Source organism: Oceanobacillus chungangensis (genome assembly GCF_003369565.1).
GTDB classification, from domain to species: domain Bacteria; phylum Bacillota; class Bacilli; order Bacillales; family Amphibacillaceae; genus Oceanobacillus; species Oceanobacillus chungangensis.
Genome location: NZ_PIOD01000015.1, coordinates 1 through 16,519, shown reverse-complemented (window position 1 = coordinate 16,519; position 16,519 = coordinate 1). Strand labels below are relative to the sequence as shown.

The window sequence follows — 16,519 nt, the reverse complement described above, 5'->3', positions numbered from 1 at the left end:
AAGGAGAGGTGAACTTTGATGCGTAAAAATGTAATTGCAGGAAACTGGAAAATGAACAAAGTTTTATCAGAAGCAAATGAGTTTGTCGATGCAGTAATTGAAAAAGTACCAAACAGTGACAATGTAGAAGCAATTGTCTGTGCACCATTTGTTTATTTACCATCACTGGTAGAAAAAGCAAAAGGTACGAATTTGAAAGTTGCAGCACAGAACATGCACTTCGAAGAAAACGGTGCTTACACAGGTGAAGTTAGCCCGGTAATGTTGAAGGATCTTGGTGTAACACATGTAGTCCTTGGCCACTCAGAGCGTCGTGAATATTTTGCTGAAACAGACGAAACGGTAAACCAAAAAACGGTAGCAGCTTTCAAACACGGGTTAACTCCGATTGTATGTGTCGGTGAAACATTGGAGCAACGTGAAGCAAATGAAACAATGAGCTTAGTTGAAGACCAAGTGAAAAAAGCTTTAGCAGGATTATCAAATGAGCAAGTTGCAGCAACGATTATTGCTTATGAACCAATCTGGGCAATTGGCACAGGTAAAACTGCATCAAGTGAAGATGCGAATGAAGTTTGTAAACACATCCGTAACGTTGTAAAAGAAGTAACTTCTGCTGACACAGCGGACAAAGTTGTTATCCAATACGGTGGAAGTGTAAAACCAGCAAATGTTGAAGAATTACTAGCACAATCTGATATCGATGGTGCATTAGTTGGTGGCGCAAGTCTTGAAGCAGAATCCTTCTTACAGCTAGTGGAGGCTGGAGCTAAATGAGTCAAAACAATCTAGCTGCAATAATCATTTTAGACGGATTCGGAATTCGTAATGAAGTGATGGGAAATGCAGTCAAACAAGCAAAGAAACCGAACTTTGATCGTTACTGGAACCAGCATGCACATAACCAGTTAACAGCAAGTGGTGAAGCTGTTGGTTTACCAGAGGGTCAAATGGGTAATTCGGAAGTTGGGCATTTAAACATTGGTGCTGGACGTATCGTTTATCAAAGTTTAACTCGTGTGAATTTATCAATTAAAGAAGGCGACTTTTTTGAAAAAGAAGCATTCTTAAAAGTGATGAATCATGCAAAAGAAAACGGGAAAGCATTACATCTATTCGGACTATTGTCTGATGGTGGTGTACACAGCCATATCAATCATTTATTTGCTTTGTTGAAATTGGCGAAGCAAACAGATGTAGAAGAAGTATATGTTCATGCATTTTTAGATGGTCGAGATGTTGGTCCACAAACAGCAGAGCAGTATATATCTGCTACACAAAATAAAATGGATGAATTAGGTGTAGGTAAAATTGCGACAGTATCTGGTCGTTATTACTCAATGGACCGTGACAAACGTTGGGATCGTGTGAAAAAATCATATGATGCGATGGTTTATGGTGAAGGTCCAGCATACACAAATCCACTAGATGTCATTAAAGATTCTTATGCAAATGGAGTACATGATGAATTCGTAATTCCATCTGTAATCGTTGATGAAAATGGCGTTCCAGTTGGGAAAGTTCAGGATGAAGATTCAATTATTTTCTATAATTTCCGCCCTGACCGTGCAATTCAAATTTCTCGTACATTTGCTAATGAAGATTTCCAAGATTTTGATCGAGGAAATCAAGTTCCGAAAAACTTACAATTTGTTATGTTAACGGACTTTAGTGAAACAGTTAATGGCTATGTAGCATATGAGCCGATCAACTTGGATAACACAGTTGGTGAAGTACTTTCCCAACATAATTTAAGACAATTACGCATTGCCGAAACAGAAAAATATCCACATGTGACATTTTTCATGAGCGGTGGTCGTGAAAAGGAATTTCCTGGTGAAAAAAGAATTTTAATTAACTCACCTAAAGTTGCTACGTATGATTTGAAACCAGAAATGAGTGCCTATGAAGTAACGGACGCGTTGCTTAAGGAGCTTGATTCTGATGAACGTCCAAATGCGATCATCTTAAACTTTGCAAATCCGGATATGGTTGGACATTCAGGAATGCTGCAACCAACAATTGATGCAATTGAAGCGGTAGATGAATGCCTTGGCAAAATCGTTGACAAGATTATTGAACTTGGTGGAGATGCTATTATTACAGCAGACCATGGTAATTCAGATGAAGTAACAACATTAGCAGGCGAACCAATGACTGCACATACAACTAGCCCGGTACCGGTTATTGTAACGAAGGAAGGTATTACAGTAAGAGATGGTGGTATTCTAGCAGATTTAGCACCAACATTACTTGATTTATTAGATGTTGAAAAACCAACAGAAATGACTGGAAGCTCATTAATTGTTAAATAATAAACTATAAAAGTTAAAAGGAGAGATTTTCATGCCATACATTACAGATGTCTATGCACGCGAAGTATTAGATTCACGCGGTAACCCAACAATTGAGGTAGAAGTATTCACAGAATCAGGTGGATTCGGTAGAGCATTAGTTCCAAGTGGTGCTTCAACTGGTGAATATGAAGCAGTTGAGCTTCGTGACGGAGATAAAGATCGTTATTTAGGTAAAGGTGTTCTTCAAGCAGTTAAGAACGTAAACGAAGTAATTGCTCCAGAGTTAGTAGGATTAGATGTTACTCGCCAAAATATCATCGATGCACTAATGATTGAACTTGATGGTACAGAAAATAAAGGAAAATTAGGTGCAAACGCAATTCTTGGTGTTTCCATGGCAGTAGCACATGCAGCAGCAGACTTACTTGATGTACCTTTATACAACTACTTAGGCGGATTCAATGCGAAAGTATTGCCTACACCAATGATGAACATTGTTAATGGTGGAGAGCATGCTGATAATAATGTTGATATTCAAGAATTCATGGTTATGCCAGTTGGTGCTGATTCATTTAAAGAAGCACTACGTATGGGTACAGAAATTTTCCATTCATTGAAAAATGTATTGAAATCTAAAGGTTATAACACAGCTGTTGGTGACGAAGGTGGATTCGCTCCAAACCTTGGTTCTAACGAAGAAGCACTTCAAACAATTGTTGAAGCTATCGAAGCTGCTGGCTACAAACCAGGTGAAGAAGTTAAACTTGCAATGGACGTTGCTTCATCTGAAATTTACGAAGATGGTAAATACAACCTTAAAGGTGAAGGTGTTGTTCGTACTTCTGCTGAAATGGTTGACTGGTACGAAGAAATGGTTAATAAATACCCAATCATCTCAATTGAAGATGGTTTAGATGAGAATGACTGGGAAGGTCATAAACTTCTAACAGAACGTTTAGGGGATCGCGTACAATTAGTAGGGGATGACTTATTCGTAACAAACACGAAGAAACTTGCACAAGGTATTGAGCAAGGTGTTGGTAACTCTATCCTAGTTAAAGTTAACCAAATCGGTACGCTTACTGAAACATTCGAAGCAATTGAAATGGCGAAACGTGCAGGCTATACTGCAGTTATCTCTCACCGTTCTGGTGAAACTGAAGATGCAACAATCGCTGATATTGCAGTAGCAACAAATGCTGGTCAAATCAAAACAGGTGCACCGTCACGCACGGACCGTGTTGCGAAATACAACCAATTACTTCGCATTGAAGATGAACTTTCAGGCATGGGTGAATACGCTGGTCTTTCAGCATTCTACAACTTGAAAAAATAATCGTTGATGTTTGATTAAAAAGAGACAGAGTGATCTGTCTCTTTTTTTGTATGCTTCTTTTACATAAATAATAACGTATAATGAAAAATAGCGCATGCAGTAATAGAAACGGAGGAGAGCAGGGTGAGCATTCTCAAGACGATTAAAATGCGTCGTTCAACACATACTTTTAAAAACAAACCGGTTGATATTAAAATATTAACAGAAATCTTTACATACGGAAGTTATGCACCAACACATTATATGAAAGAACCGTGGAATATAAAGTTATACCAGGGAAAAGGTAGGAAAGAATTTGTTGATGCCATTATTGCAAGCTATGTACGTATTGGAATGATTAAAAATGATGATGACCCAAAATCCTTGAAATTGATAGATTCTATGAGTAACTTCCTTCTATCCGTTCCACATCATGCACTAATATATATGGAAAAGGAAGCAGATACGATACGCTATGAAGAGGATTACGCAGCAGTGTGCGCATTTATTCAGAATACACAGCTTGCAGGCTGGGAATATGGAGTTGGCATGCTATGGACGATTACACCTTATATGAATGATCCATTATTTTTAAAGGATATAGGTTTGGATAGTGAAGTATTCAAGATAGCTGCTGTATTGCAGATAGGCTACCCTGATAAAGTATCTTTAGTTAATAGGAGGACACCTATCGAGAAGAAGATGGAATTAATAGAGTAGTCTACATTTTTATTTTGGCTAGGGGACAGAGCGCAAAGCATGAAGCTAAGAAGTTTTAACCATTGGAGTCAGAGCGTAAAAGAGGAAGAGGTTTCGGGAACCGGGAGAATAATTCGAGGATCCAGTACATTAACGCATTCAAGTCATAATAAAAGCTGCCAGACATCAAAGTCTAGCAGCTTTACTATTTATTATTGTTCTGTTTTTTCTTTTACAAATGCGACAACTTCTTCTGCTGTTCCCATTGATAAAATGGTATCTTTATACGACGATAGGTCATGTTTAGATAATTCGCGAATTTGTGTGCGTGCAGGTAAGATTGATGTAGCGCTCATGCTGAATTCATCAAGTCCAAGTCCAAGAAGGAGCGGAATTGCGATTGGATCTCCAGCCATTTCACCACACATGCCAGCCCATTTCCCTTCACTATGTGCTGCTTCAATAACATTGTTTACTAAGTTTAAGATTGCTGGGTGGTATGGTTGGTACAAGTAAGACACTTCTTCATTCATACGGTCAGCTGCCATTGTATATTGAATTAGATCATTTGTACCGATACTGAAGAAGTCAACTTCTTTAGCGAATTGTTTAGCGATAACTGCTGTTGATGGAATTTCAACCATGATACCGATTTCGATATCATCAGAAACTTTAACACCTTCTGCAATTAAGTTTTCTTTTTCATCTAATAAAATTGCTTTAGCTTTACGGAATTCTTCAAGCGTTGCAATCATCGGGAACATGATTTTTAAATTACCGTAAGCACTCGCACGAAGTAATGCACGAAGCTGTGGACGGAATACATGTTCATTTTCCAAACAGAAACGAATCGCACGGAATCCTAAGAATGGATTCATTTCTTTTGGTAAATCTAAATAACTTAACTCTTTGTCTCCACCAACATCTAGTGTACGAACAACAACAGGCTTGTCTCCCATTTGTTCAAGGACAGATTTATATGCTTCAAATTGCTCATCTTCTGTTGGAAGTTCATTTTTACCCATGTATAAAAATTCTGTACGATAAAGACCAACACCTTCACCGCCATTATTAATAACACCAGCTACATCTTCAGGTGTACCGATATTCGCTACTAGTTCAACTTGTTCACCGTCTTTTGAGAATGTTGGTTCATCTTTTAGTTTTGCCCATTCTGCTTGTTGCTCAGCGAATGCAGCTTGTTTCCCACGGTAAGTTGCTAGTTCATCCTCGGTAGGATTGATAATTACATTACCCTCTAAACCGTCGATAATGATTAAATCATTTTGTTTTACGATCGATGTGATTTCTTTCGTTCCTACGATAGCGGGAATTTCCAATGAGCGAGCCATAATTGCAGAATGTGATGTACGCCCACCGATATCGGTTGCAAAACCCTTAACAAATTGGCGATTTAATTGTGCTGTGTCTGAAGGTGTTAAATCGTTAGCAATAACAATAACTTCTTCATCAATTAACGCAGGATCTGGGAATGTTACTCCTAATAGATGCGCCATTACACGTTTAGAAACGTCTTTAATATCTGCAGCACGTTCTCGCATGTATTCATTGTCCATATTATTAAACATATCGATGAACATGTTGGAAACTTCTTCCAGTGCTGTTTCAGCTCTTGCATTGTCAGAAGTAATTTTATCTTTCATCGGGTTAATTAATTCAGGATCAGCTAAAATGAGTAAATGAGCAGAGAAAATTTCTGCATGCTCCTCGCCAATTGCTTCTAATGTATGTGCTTTAATTTTTTCTAATTCTTGTTTAGAAATCTCTAAAGCTGCATTTAAACGATCCACTTCTTCTTCAGGGTTATCGATTTTAACCTTTTCAAATGATAGATCTGGTGTCACTAGTTGATATGCTTTTGCTATCGCTATGCCAGATGAAGCGGCAATACCTTGTATATTTGTCATGATTATTTGTGCCAACCTTTCAGTAAGAATAATATTTAGAATGAAATGATTATTAATCACATTATATGATACCACGTGAAATCGTTAACAATCAAGTGATTAACTATATATCTAATTGGCAAATGGTTCCTACAATTTTTTCTATTGAGAAAACGTATCTTAATTGCAATAAAAAGTTAGTAGAATTATATTTTAGAGAGATGTCTTGTGACCCACTGATGGATGAACAGATAATTATCCTCTTTTTTTAATTCGTTGAGGATTTCGTGACGAGCCTGATGAATAATCATGGTCGTGATGTTCTTTAATCCGGCTTTCTCATAGAGATGTGCCATTCGCCAAACACCTTTACCGTAGTTACCTACAGGGTCTGCATCGCCACTAATAATCAGCATTGGAAGGTCTTTTCGTATTGTTTGATTTCTTTTTTTATTTTGCATGTGATTCAAACCAGTCATTAAATCATAAAAAAATCTTGCAGTAGGGATATAGCCGGAAAGAGGGTCTTGAATATATTGCTTTACTACATTTTCATCTCTCGTTAGCCAGTCGAATTCTGTTTGCAGTGGTTTTATTCTTCTATTAAAACTACCAAATGCAAGCCTATTCATAAATTTAGATGGTTCTTTAGGAGGAAGGAGTGATGCGACTGATTTCCCAGCAATTGTAGTTAATGAAGGGAAATAACCACTACCAGATAAAATAACTGCATCAATTACCTCACTATAAGTTTGAATATAATTTCGTACAAGAAATGACCCCATACTATGTCCGAATAGGAAGAGTGGGACATGTGGGTATGCTAGTTTAATTTTCTTTGAAATAGCATGAAGATCGTCTACTGTTGTGAAAAATCCATCCTGATTGGATAAGTATCCGAGTAATCCTTGTTTCTCACCTGTTTTTCCGTGACCGCGGTGGTCGTTTCCATACACAATGAATCCTTTCTCAACTAAAAAGTTGGCAAAATCATTATAGCGATTTATATGTTCTACCATTCCATGAGAAAGCTGAATTATTGCTTTTGGTTGTTCTATTTCTGTGCCCCACTGCTTTACATAAATTTCTATTCCATCTTCCATTTCTAACCAAAAGGAAGCTTCCATCTGTTTTCCCTCCTTATTTGTTTTTTACCTCTATCTTCTAATCTTAAATTGATTTGCAAGTTACGTCCAAGATTAGTTAATAAATAGCTTGCCTTCCAATCGATAACTATGCTAAAGTATCTTATAGAAGATTGTCCGTTATAGGAGGTATCGTGGTCACATGGAGAATTTATTAGTTATTTTGTTAGTGATTGATGCGATTGTATTAATCACATTTGTCTTACTACAATCAGGTAAGAGTGCTGGACTTTCTGGTGCAATCTCTGGTGGTGCAGAACAATTATTTGGTAAACAAAAAGCACGCGGAATGGATTTAGTGTTACAGCGTGGAACAGTCATCACAGGTGTTCTGTTTTTCTTATTAGCATTTACAACTGGATATGTATTATAATTAAACTACCCTTGTCACCATTAAAGTGATAAGGGTTTTTACATAGTGAAATGACGATGCAGATAAAACGAATCTGTTAGCAAATGATTACTTTTAGAAATGGAGAATAGAAATGAAGATAAAACAACCACAACCCTTTACGTTCGAGGCTGGTCCTCGTGCAGTGTTGTTATTACATGGATTTACTGGCCATACGGCGGATGTACGTATGTTAGCGCGATATCTCGAGAAAAAAGGATATACCAGTCATGGACCGATTTACCGTGGGCACGGGTTACCACCAGAGGAATTAATTAAAACAAACCCAGATCAATACTGGGAGGATGTGCAAGCAAGCTTGCAGCATCTACGTGATTTAGGATACGAGGAAATAGCTGTTGCTGGATTATCACTTGGTGGGGTTTATGCATTAAAGCTTGCATATACAACACAAATTAAAGCAGTAATTCCTATGTGTGCTCCGATGTTTTATTTAGATGAAGCAAGCTTAGCGAGAGGATTCAAAAGCTTTACAAAACAATACAAGCAATTAGATGGATTGAATGAGGATCAAATCGAAAAGGAAGTAAATGAATTGTATGAGAAGGGGAAAGGACTCTTTTCATTAATGGGCCATACTATAACAGATGTAAGGGAAAATATCGATACGATTTACACACCTACATTTGTTGTACAAGCAAGAAACGATGAAATGATTAATACGGATAGTGCTGATTATATTTATGACCATGTGGAAGCAGATAATAAGAAGATCAAATGGTATGAAGAATCTGGTCATGTGATTACACTAGATAAGGAAAAAGAACAGCTGCATGAGGATATATATCAATTCCTTGAGACATTAGATTGGAAAGAATGATTATAGTTTCACAATAAAAGGTATATAATATGAAGGAAGAAGGTGAGCAAATGAAAGAAAGAGTATTAACATTATTTAATGAAACGCGTACGAAACCATTAGCAGTAGATGAAATTGAACAAGAACTGGAAATTACAGATTCAGAGGAGTTCAAGGAATTAGTAAAAACTTTAAATGAGTTAGAAGATGCTGGAGAATTGGTACGAACGCGAAAAAATCGTTTTGGACTTCCAGAGAAAATGAATTTAGTTCGAGGGAAAATTCAGATGCATGCGAAAGGATTTGCATTCTTAATTCCAGATGAAGAGAACGGGCGAGATGTATATATCCATCATTCTGATTTAGGCTCTGCAATGAATAATGATAAAGTTTTAGTGCGTTTAGAGAAAACCGAGGAAGACGGAAATCGTCCAGAGGGACAAGTCATTCGAATTCTTGAGCGTGCAGTCCTTCAAGTCGTTGGTACGTATGAAGATAATCGCGCGTTCGGCTTTGTCATTGCAGATGATAAACGAATACCCAATGATATATTCATTCCAAAAGGCAGTACGAATGGTGCGGTAAGTGGTCATAAAGTCATTGCCCATATTACGAAATATCCAGAAGGAAGAATGAGTGCAGAGGGCGAGATTATTCATATTCTTGGCCATAAGAATGATCCAGGAATCGATATTTTATCGATTATTTATAAACATGGGATTACCATTGATTTTCCCGAAGAGGTGTTAGAGCAGGCCGCTAATACACCAGAGACGATTGACACGAAGGAGCTTGAAGGTCGCCGGGACTTACGCGAAGAAGTAATCGTTACAATCGATGGTGCAGATGCAAAGGACTTAGATGATGCTGTTACCGTCAAAAGACTGGAAAATGGAAATTATAAACTTGGTGTCTACATTGCTGATGTTAGTTATTATATTGAAGAAGGATCACCAATGGATAATGAGGCACTCGACCGTGGGACAAGTGTATATTTGGTCGACCGAGTAATCCCGATGATACCACATCGTTTATCAAATGGGATTTGCTCGTTAAATCCACAGGTGGACAGATTAACCCTCGGCTGTGAAATGGAAATTACAACAACTGGTGAAGTGGTGAACCATGAGATTTTCCAAAGCGTAATTAAAACAACGGAAAGAATGACATATACCGATGTAAATAAAATTTTAGTAGATAAAGATATGTCCCTAAGAGGGCGATATGAGCCACTTGTTCCTATGTTTGAAGAAATGGAAGAGCTTGCTGCGATTTTACGCAAGAAAAGGATGACACGTGGTGCCATTGACTTCGATTTTAAAGAGGCACAAGTTCTTGTCGATGATAAGGGGAAAGCAGTAGATGTTGTCTTACGAGAACGCTCTGTTGCAGAACGTCTTATTGAAGAGTTTATGTTAGCAGCAAATGAAACAGTTGCCGAGCATTTCCACTGGATGGACGTGCCATTCATTCACCGGATTCATGAAGACCCGGATGAAGGGAAACTACAAAACTTTTTTGAATTCTTAAGTGGGTTAGGAATTAAAGTTAAAGGTACAGCGAATGATATTCATCCAAAAGGCTTACAGAAGGTAATTGATGATATCAAAGGTAAACCAGAGGAAATGATAGTTTCGAAGCTAATGCTTCGTTCGATGAAGCAGGCAAAGTACGATCCACAGGGGATTGGGCACTTTGGTCTTGCTACGGAATTCTATACGCATTTCACATCTCCGATTAGAAGGTATCCCGATTTAACGGTTCATCGCTTAATTCGCAGCTATCTCGTAAATAAACAGCTGAATAAGGAAAATCTAAATCACTGGAAGGATAGGTTACCAGAGATTGCCAAACATTCCTCAGAAATGGAGCGTAGAGCTGTTGATGCAGAAAGAGATACAGACGATCTGAAGAAAGCGGAATATATGAAGGACAAAATCGGTGAAGAATATACTGGCTTAATAAGCTCGATTACCAATTTCGGTATGTTCGTTGAACTTGAAAATACGGTAGAAGGACTTATCCATGTCAGCTATTTGACTGATGATTATTACCATTATGATGAACGCAGCCATGCATTGATTGGTGAACGAACAGCAAATGTTTATCGAATTGGTGAGGAAGTAAGGGTTAAAGTAGTAGCAGTAAACACTGATGAATATAATATTGACTTTGAATTGGCTAATACAAGTGGCGGAAAGTCAAGAAATCGTAAGCCAAGAACCGAAAGAAACTCTAATGAACCATCGTTTAAAAAGAAGTCAAGTGAACCAATGTATAAGAAAAGGTCAAAGAATAAGAAGAAGAGACAAAGAAAGTGAGCCGCTGAAATGGCTCGCTTTTTGTTTTTCCTAAGATATGTATCATCAAAAAGATCACCAGCATAATATATTTTGGAAGTATAATGTTGCATGAGGGAAAACTTATTGTTGACATCTAATTAATTGTTACTTACACTACTTAATAAGAAGATCTGCAAAGAATAAGCAACTAACAGGAGGGTAAATAATTTTATGAGTGATATCTTATTGGCGTTTATTTTTACGCTGTTTGCAGGTCTAGCAACGGGTGTCGGAAGTATGCTTGCTTTTTTCGCAAAAACAACGAATACTAAATTCTTATCCTTTGCTCTAGGATTGTCTGCAGGGGTAATGATTTATGTATCCATGATTGAGATATTTTTCAAAGCAAAGGATTCGTTAACGGGTGCATTAGGTCAAACAGAAGGGTATTGGTTAACTGTCATTAGCTTTTTTGCTGGGATGCTAGTTATCGGCTTAATTGATAAACTAATACCAAAGTATACAAATCCACATGAAATTAAAAAAGTCGAGGATATGGAAAAATCGGGTACACAAGTACAAAATCCAGAATTAATGAAGATGGGTGTTTTTACTGCGTTAGCATTAGGCATTCATAATTTTCCTGAAGGAATTGCAACGTTCGTTTCTACATTGCAAGACCCAGCGGTTGGTTTAGCAATTGCTATCGCAGTAGCGATTCATAATATCCCAGAAGGTATTGCTGTGTCTGTGCCAATCTATTATGCTACGGGTGATAAGAAAAAGGCTTTTCGTTTGTCATTTTTATCGGGATTAGCTGAACCAGTTGGTGCGCTTGTTGCCTTTCTATTCCTTATGCCGTTTCTAAGTGATGTGATGTTTGGCGTCATCTTCGCAATGGTAGCAGGAATCATGATATTTATTTCACTGGATGAGTTATTACCAGCAGCAAAGAAATACGATGAAGCACATCTTTCTATCTACGGAGTAATGACAGGAATGGCCGTAATGGCTGTAAGTTTATTATTACTTGCGTAAGTAAGTGGGATTGTTGTTCCTTGGAATTTTCATTAAACTTTGGTAAAATAGAAGTCCATGTTAGCAGTAGGAGGAATTCTTATGCCAAAGGGTCAAGGAAAAACACTCGCACAAAATAAAAAGGCATCACATGATTATTTTATTGAAGATACGTATGAAGCAGGAATTGTACTACAAGGAACAGAAATTAAATCCCTTCGTAATGGGCGTGCTAACATTAAAGATGCACATGCTAGAATTGATCGACGGGGTGAGGTGCAGCTGATTAATCTGCATATTGCAGAATATGAACAAGGAAATCGGTATAACCATAATCCTACACGTACGCGAAAACTGCTTTTACATCGGAAGCAAATTGATAAATTAATCGGTTTAACCCAACAACAAGGCTATGCACTTGTACCACTTAAAATTTATATAAAAAATGGCTATGCCAAGGTTTTGATTGGGCTAGGAAAAGGGAAGAAGAAATATGACAAGCGCGATGATTTGAAGCAAAAACAAATGAAGCGTGACGTTGATCGGGCATTGAAGGAATATAACAAGTAATTACTTTGCAGATAATAAAGAATAGAAACTTAATGTGTAATTGCAAGTAAGGCTACAGGCATTTGCCGAGTTTTCTAGTAAATCCTTCCATGCCTTGATAAAAACGTGATTTATGCTATAATAGAGTTAGTCGCTAATAGACAAATCATTAATGCTCGTATTTACCCGAGCGTTTCTCCTAATTTGGGGACGTTACGGATTCGACAGGGGTAGTTCGAGCTCAGGTTGCGCGTCGAGGTTACGGCTCGTAAAACGTTACTCGCCTAAATATAACTGGCAAAGAAAACAATTACTCTTTAGCAGCTGCGTAAGTAGCACTAAAGGATCCTTCCTGCTATCGCCCGTGTGGCAGATTGAAGGGTCTCAACTTTAAGCGGGCTATTACGGTCATCCACCGTCTGAGGATGTCCGTTGAATTCAATCAGACTAGCTTTCACAACGCCTGTTGGTAGGCAGAGTGAAAAGCGAAATACGAATATACCAACTACACGTGTAGAAGCCTGAGTGGCGTTGCCTCTGGACGTGGGTTCGATTAGTAATTTAGTCGCCTTTTGTGGTAACACAAAAGTGATAACTCGGCTTTATCGGTGAAACCTAAGTTGCATTTAATAAGTGTTCATAATAGGCAAATTAGAAGCAAGCAGTTTGAGGCAGCGAAGTTTTGAGGACCGGAATGTACAACAGTACATGAGGACCGGAAAAACAAGCCAACGAAGAAATGCGCAGCTTATCATTTGATGATATTTTGAACTTCCTCTAATGCAATAAGGCAATACCGAGTGGTATGTGGAGCAATCCAACAGCCATCTATCGACTTATAGGCTGCCAATTTGGCAGTACTAGGATACGAAATTCTACCAAGTATGGTAAATTTACATTTCGTATAATACGCCGAGAGACCTTAAGATTTGAGGTCTAAGATATAGTCAGTGCCATGACGAAAGCATGGAAGAGCATGTCCCACCGTCTCCACCAATACATAATGTTGGTGGTTTTTTTGCGTGTGTGTCACTTTACCCATAAACTTACCGTTTTGGCAACTTTATGGGTAGATTACTTTCGGTAATTTTATAGGTTAATTATTGAGCTAATAAGAAGGTGAGTAATCTGTCAAAAGGATTATTCGCTTTTTTGATTTCAAAAAATTCCTATTGAACGATTTCACCATATAGCTTCACACCCAATTTTGGCGGTTTATATATTTCAGTATCTTTGAATTGTAAGTTTAAAGATGCGACATTTATTCCTTTTGTGACAAGGATATTATTGAGTTTCCTGAAGATTACTAATATATGGTATAATGACTTTGTGAAATATTGTACTTAAACTACCATGAAAATAAACTTCTGTAATGTAGTGAAAAAGGCAATACTAAATAAGACGCGGCTCATTCAAATTTTAAAAAGGGGAGAGCGCCTGATTCATTAATCTATTATAGGAATATGGACTGGATTAAGATGCTTCTGGTTCTTGTAATGATACTGTGTATCCTAAACTTTCAAGTCTACGTAGTGAGTGTCGTACAATAGATTGTTGCCTCTGTTTATCAAAGTAGTCTTCGCCTAAGTCTACATACATTTCTTTTCGGGTTAAGAGGTAATAAGCAATCCTCAACATGGCATGAGCTACTACTATTCCTGCTCGTTTCTTACCTTTTCGCTATGCTGTACGCCTATACAGTGCCCCGAGATAGTTTTTAGATCCTCTTACAGAATGGGCTGCTTCTGTTAATGCTGATCTTAAATATTTATTACCTTTTTTCGTTTTAGCTGATTTCCTTTTTCCAGCGCTTTCGTTTTGTCCAGGAACCAGACCTGCCCAGGAACACATATGAGCTGCACTTGGAAATTGATTCTTAACATCTGTTCCGATTTCAGATAATATTTGCTCAGCCATTCTTGTAGCTATGCCAGGAATGGAATCAAGTCGGTCGATATCTTCTTGATGGAAGCTAACTCTTTTAGCGACCTCTTGGTCGAGCATCTCGATTTGCTCAGTTAAAAAATCAATATGCTTCAAAATTGTTTTTAACATTAGGCGTTGATGCGAATTGATATAGCCTTTAAGAGCTAGCATCAGTTCATCTTTTTTCTTTTTCATTGTACGACGGGCGAAGTTTGCTAGTTTTTCAGGATCTTCTTCGCCTTCGGCAATAGCGTTAAGCATATCCCTAGCTGAAACGCCCATAACGTCCGAAACAACAGAGCCCAGCTTTATATTCGCACCTTCTAATACTTTTTGAATGCGATTATGTTGCCTAGCACGTTCTTCAATAATACTCCTGCGATATCGAACTAGTTCACGTAGTTCTCGTTGATTTCGATCTGGGATATAACTAGCTTTTAAGAGTCCATGACGAAGAAGTTTGGCAATCCATTCTGCATCTTTGACATCTGTTTTACGTCCTGGAACTGCCTTCATATGTTGGGCATTCACAACTAGAAACTCAATATCTTCAGCCTCTAGTAAATTCACAATAGGTTTCCAGTAAACACTCGTGCTTTCCATGGCAACATGGGTGCAGTTATGCAGCTTAATCCAGTCAACTAATTGTATTAGAAAAACAGTTTTAGTTGAAAAAGTTTGAATCTCCTTTCCTTCTGGTGTCATAATACATGCAGTAATATTGTCTTTATGAACATCCATACCACATGCTCTTTCAATGACTACGTCCATTGAAAACATCCTTTCTACGGCTCGCATTATTATTGGAGGCTGGTGCAGCAACCAGAATGGGATTAATCTACCATGTGTGCTTCCCGTAAGGGAGCGACAGTCAGTGGTGCACCTTGGTCGTTGGAGTCAGACTAACGGATGGGCTCTAACGCACCATAGTTCATCGACCTTCCTCTCCCAGCCGTAGAATCAGTATTCTCTGTGGTGAAGCGCTGATTTTGCGCTTCATGAATGGCTAACGGGGCAGGATAGTTGAATAAGATAATTATAAAAAAAGAGGGATGATTATGGGGAATCTTAACAGATTAGAACCAGTAAAAGCAGCACGGAAATTTATCGAAAATTACTTTCCATATTGCGATGGTGCTTTATTGGCAGGAAGTATTGTTCGTGGAGAAGCGACAGAAACATCAGACCTCGATATAGTAATCTTTGATAAAACATACAGATCTTCTTATAGGGAGTCAGTAATTGAGTATGATTGGCCGATTGAAGTATTTGCACATAATCTGAATTCTTATCAAGATTATTTTGAAAGTGATTATAAACGAGCTAGACCGTCACTGCCTAGAATGGTAACTGAAGGTATAATTCTAAAAGATAATGGAGTGCTTTTGTAAAATAACGTTTGTCAGATTTTCACTAAGAAGTATTATTAAATATGATTGGTGGTATTCATAGAGAGGGAGGGTGTCAAATTAGAAGTAAAACGGATTATAAGAAACTGGAGTTAAAAGTTGCAATAATTTATTCCTTGATATTAATAATAACTGTCTTCTTCTTAATGAGTCTTTTTTCCTTTTGTTAAAAATAATAGTTTTGATTGCTTTAGCTGTTTTTTCTTGGTGGGTAGGATACTTTTTAAGAAAGAAGAAAAGTGAAGTTGAATACGCTGAACTGAATGCTAATAAAAAGTAGCTATCTATATTTCTTCTTCAACTATTTGGTGCGTTAATTCAAGAAGGATTAACGCTATTTTACGTAGAAGTTATTGTACTAAAGGGGCAGGATAGTGAAAGAAGTATGAAAAAATGAATAATAAGAACTATAATAAATTTGATGAATTTAATTTTGTTATTCTAAGTAGGTGAAATGATATGTCAAAATATATTAGTGTTTTCTTTTTATCTGTATTTGTAAGTTTTATTCTCTTTTTTATATTTGGTTCGATATTTTTAAACGATGGCAATCCCGCAGAGGAAGCAGTTTACACAGTGGGAGCGATAATTATCTTTCTTCTTTCCTTTTTAATTGCACAAATTTACTATGTAATAAATTTGATTAAGAAAAAGATGTAATTTATCATTTTTCACTAACTGGTACCGACCCCCAAAAGTTAGAGTTAAAAAATGACTTTTGGGGGTGTTTTTATGGCCAAATATAGTGAGGAATTTAAAATA

Annotated in this window: 13 protein-coding genes, 1 other RNA gene and 1 pseudogene; 12 read left to right on the top strand and 3 right to left on the bottom strand. The window is 37.5% G+C overall.

All coding sequences use genetic code 11. The annotated features are described in order from the left end of the window. Positions 1-18 precede the first annotated feature (18 nt). The 4 genes from tpiA (at position 19) to CWR45_RS13195 (ending at position 4,332) form a co-directional block, all read left to right on the top strand. Positions 19-777, top strand: a complete 759-nt coding sequence (gene tpiA / locus CWR45_RS13210; protein WP_115750345.1) for a triose-phosphate isomerase — start codon at positions 19-21, stop codon at positions 775-777. Then, positions 774-2,315 (top strand): 2,3-bisphosphoglycerate-independent phosphoglycerate mutase, encoded by a 1,542-nt coding sequence (gpmI, locus tag CWR45_RS13205; RefSeq protein ID WP_115750344.1) that lies wholly within the window; start codon positions 774-776, stop codon positions 2,313-2,315. Before tpiA ends, gpmI begins: the two co-directional genes overlap by 4 nt. A 31-nt stretch (positions 2,316-2,346) precedes the next feature. Further along, positions 2,347-3,633 carry a phosphopyruvate hydratase gene (gene eno / locus CWR45_RS13200; protein WP_115750343.1) on the top strand — a complete coding sequence of 429 codons (1,287 nt, stop codon included), beginning with the start codon at positions 2,347-2,349 and terminating at the stop codon, positions 3,631-3,633. A gap of 123 nt (positions 3,634-3,756) precedes the next feature. Continuing rightward, on the top strand, positions 3,757-4,332 hold the full coding sequence (locus CWR45_RS13195) for a nitroreductase family protein (protein ID WP_245975423.1): 576 nt from the start codon (positions 3,757-3,759) through the stop codon (positions 4,330-4,332). Between the two features lie 191 nt (positions 4,333-4,523). On the opposite strand, the gene ptsP is transcribed toward CWR45_RS13195, so the two are convergent. Both ptsP and CWR45_RS13185 read right to left on the bottom strand, forming a co-directional pair. After that, positions 4,524-6,239 carry a phosphoenolpyruvate--protein phosphotransferase gene (gene ptsP / locus CWR45_RS13190; protein WP_115750342.1) on the bottom strand — a complete coding sequence of 572 codons (1,716 nt, stop codon included), beginning with the start codon at positions 6,237-6,239 and terminating at the stop codon, positions 4,524-4,526. Between the two features lie 185 nt (positions 6,240-6,424). Continuing rightward, positions 6,425-7,345 carry an alpha/beta hydrolase gene (locus CWR45_RS13185; protein ID WP_115750341.1) on the bottom strand — a complete coding sequence of 307 codons (921 nt, stop codon included), beginning with the start codon at positions 7,343-7,345 and terminating at the stop codon, positions 6,425-6,427. Between the two features lie 160 nt (positions 7,346-7,505). On the opposite strand from CWR45_RS13185, the gene secG reads away from it, so the two are divergent. The 6 genes from secG (at position 7,506) to ssrA (ending at position 12,978) form a co-directional block, all read left to right on the top strand. After that, the gene (gene secG / locus CWR45_RS13180; RefSeq protein ID WP_115750340.1) at positions 7,506-7,736 is read left to right on the top strand and encodes a preprotein translocase subunit SecG; all 231 of its coding nucleotides are present in this window, start codon (positions 7,506-7,508) and stop codon (positions 7,734-7,736) included. 112 nt (positions 7,737-7,848) lie between these two features. Beyond that, entirely contained in the window at positions 7,849-8,595 is a 747-nt protein-coding gene (locus tag CWR45_RS13175) for an alpha/beta hydrolase (protein WP_115750339.1), read from the top strand. Positions 8,596-8,645: 50 nt separating this feature from the next. Further along, the gene (rnr, locus tag CWR45_RS13170) at positions 8,646-10,895 is read left to right on the top strand and encodes a ribonuclease R (protein ID WP_115750357.1); all 2,250 of its coding nucleotides are present in this window, start codon (positions 8,646-8,648) and stop codon (positions 10,893-10,895) included. Between the two features lie 192 nt (positions 10,896-11,087). Beyond that, positions 11,088-11,894 carry a zinc transporter ZupT gene (gene zupT / locus CWR45_RS13165; RefSeq protein ID WP_115750338.1) on the top strand — a complete coding sequence of 269 codons (807 nt, stop codon included), beginning with the start codon at positions 11,088-11,090 and terminating at the stop codon, positions 11,892-11,894. A gap of 81 nt (positions 11,895-11,975) precedes the next feature. Then, entirely contained in the window at positions 11,976-12,443 is a 468-nt protein-coding gene (gene smpB, locus CWR45_RS13160; protein WP_115750337.1) for an SsrA-binding protein SmpB, read from the top strand. A gap of 193 nt (positions 12,444-12,636) precedes the next feature. After that, positions 12,637-12,978: a transfer-messenger RNA gene (ssrA, locus tag CWR45_RS13155) on the top strand. 917 nt (positions 12,979-13,895) lie between these two features. On the opposite strand, the pseudogene CWR45_RS13150 reads toward ssrA, so the two are convergent. Continuing rightward, positions 13,896-15,119: pseudogene (locus tag CWR45_RS13150) on the bottom strand (IS110 family RNA-guided transposase). Positions 15,120-15,406: 287 nt separating this feature from the next. On the opposite strand from CWR45_RS13150, the gene CWR45_RS13145 reads away from it, so the two are divergent. Then, positions 15,407-15,739: a nucleotidyltransferase domain-containing protein gene (locus CWR45_RS13145; protein ID WP_115750336.1), complete on the top strand. Its 333-nt coding sequence runs from the start codon at positions 15,407-15,409 to the stop codon at positions 15,737-15,739. 477 nt (positions 15,740-16,216) lie between these two features. Then, positions 16,217-16,417, top strand: a complete 201-nt coding sequence (locus tag CWR45_RS13140; protein ID WP_115750335.1) for a hypothetical protein — start codon at positions 16,217-16,219, stop codon at positions 16,415-16,417. The last annotated feature ends 102 nt before the right edge of the window (positions 16,418-16,519 follow it).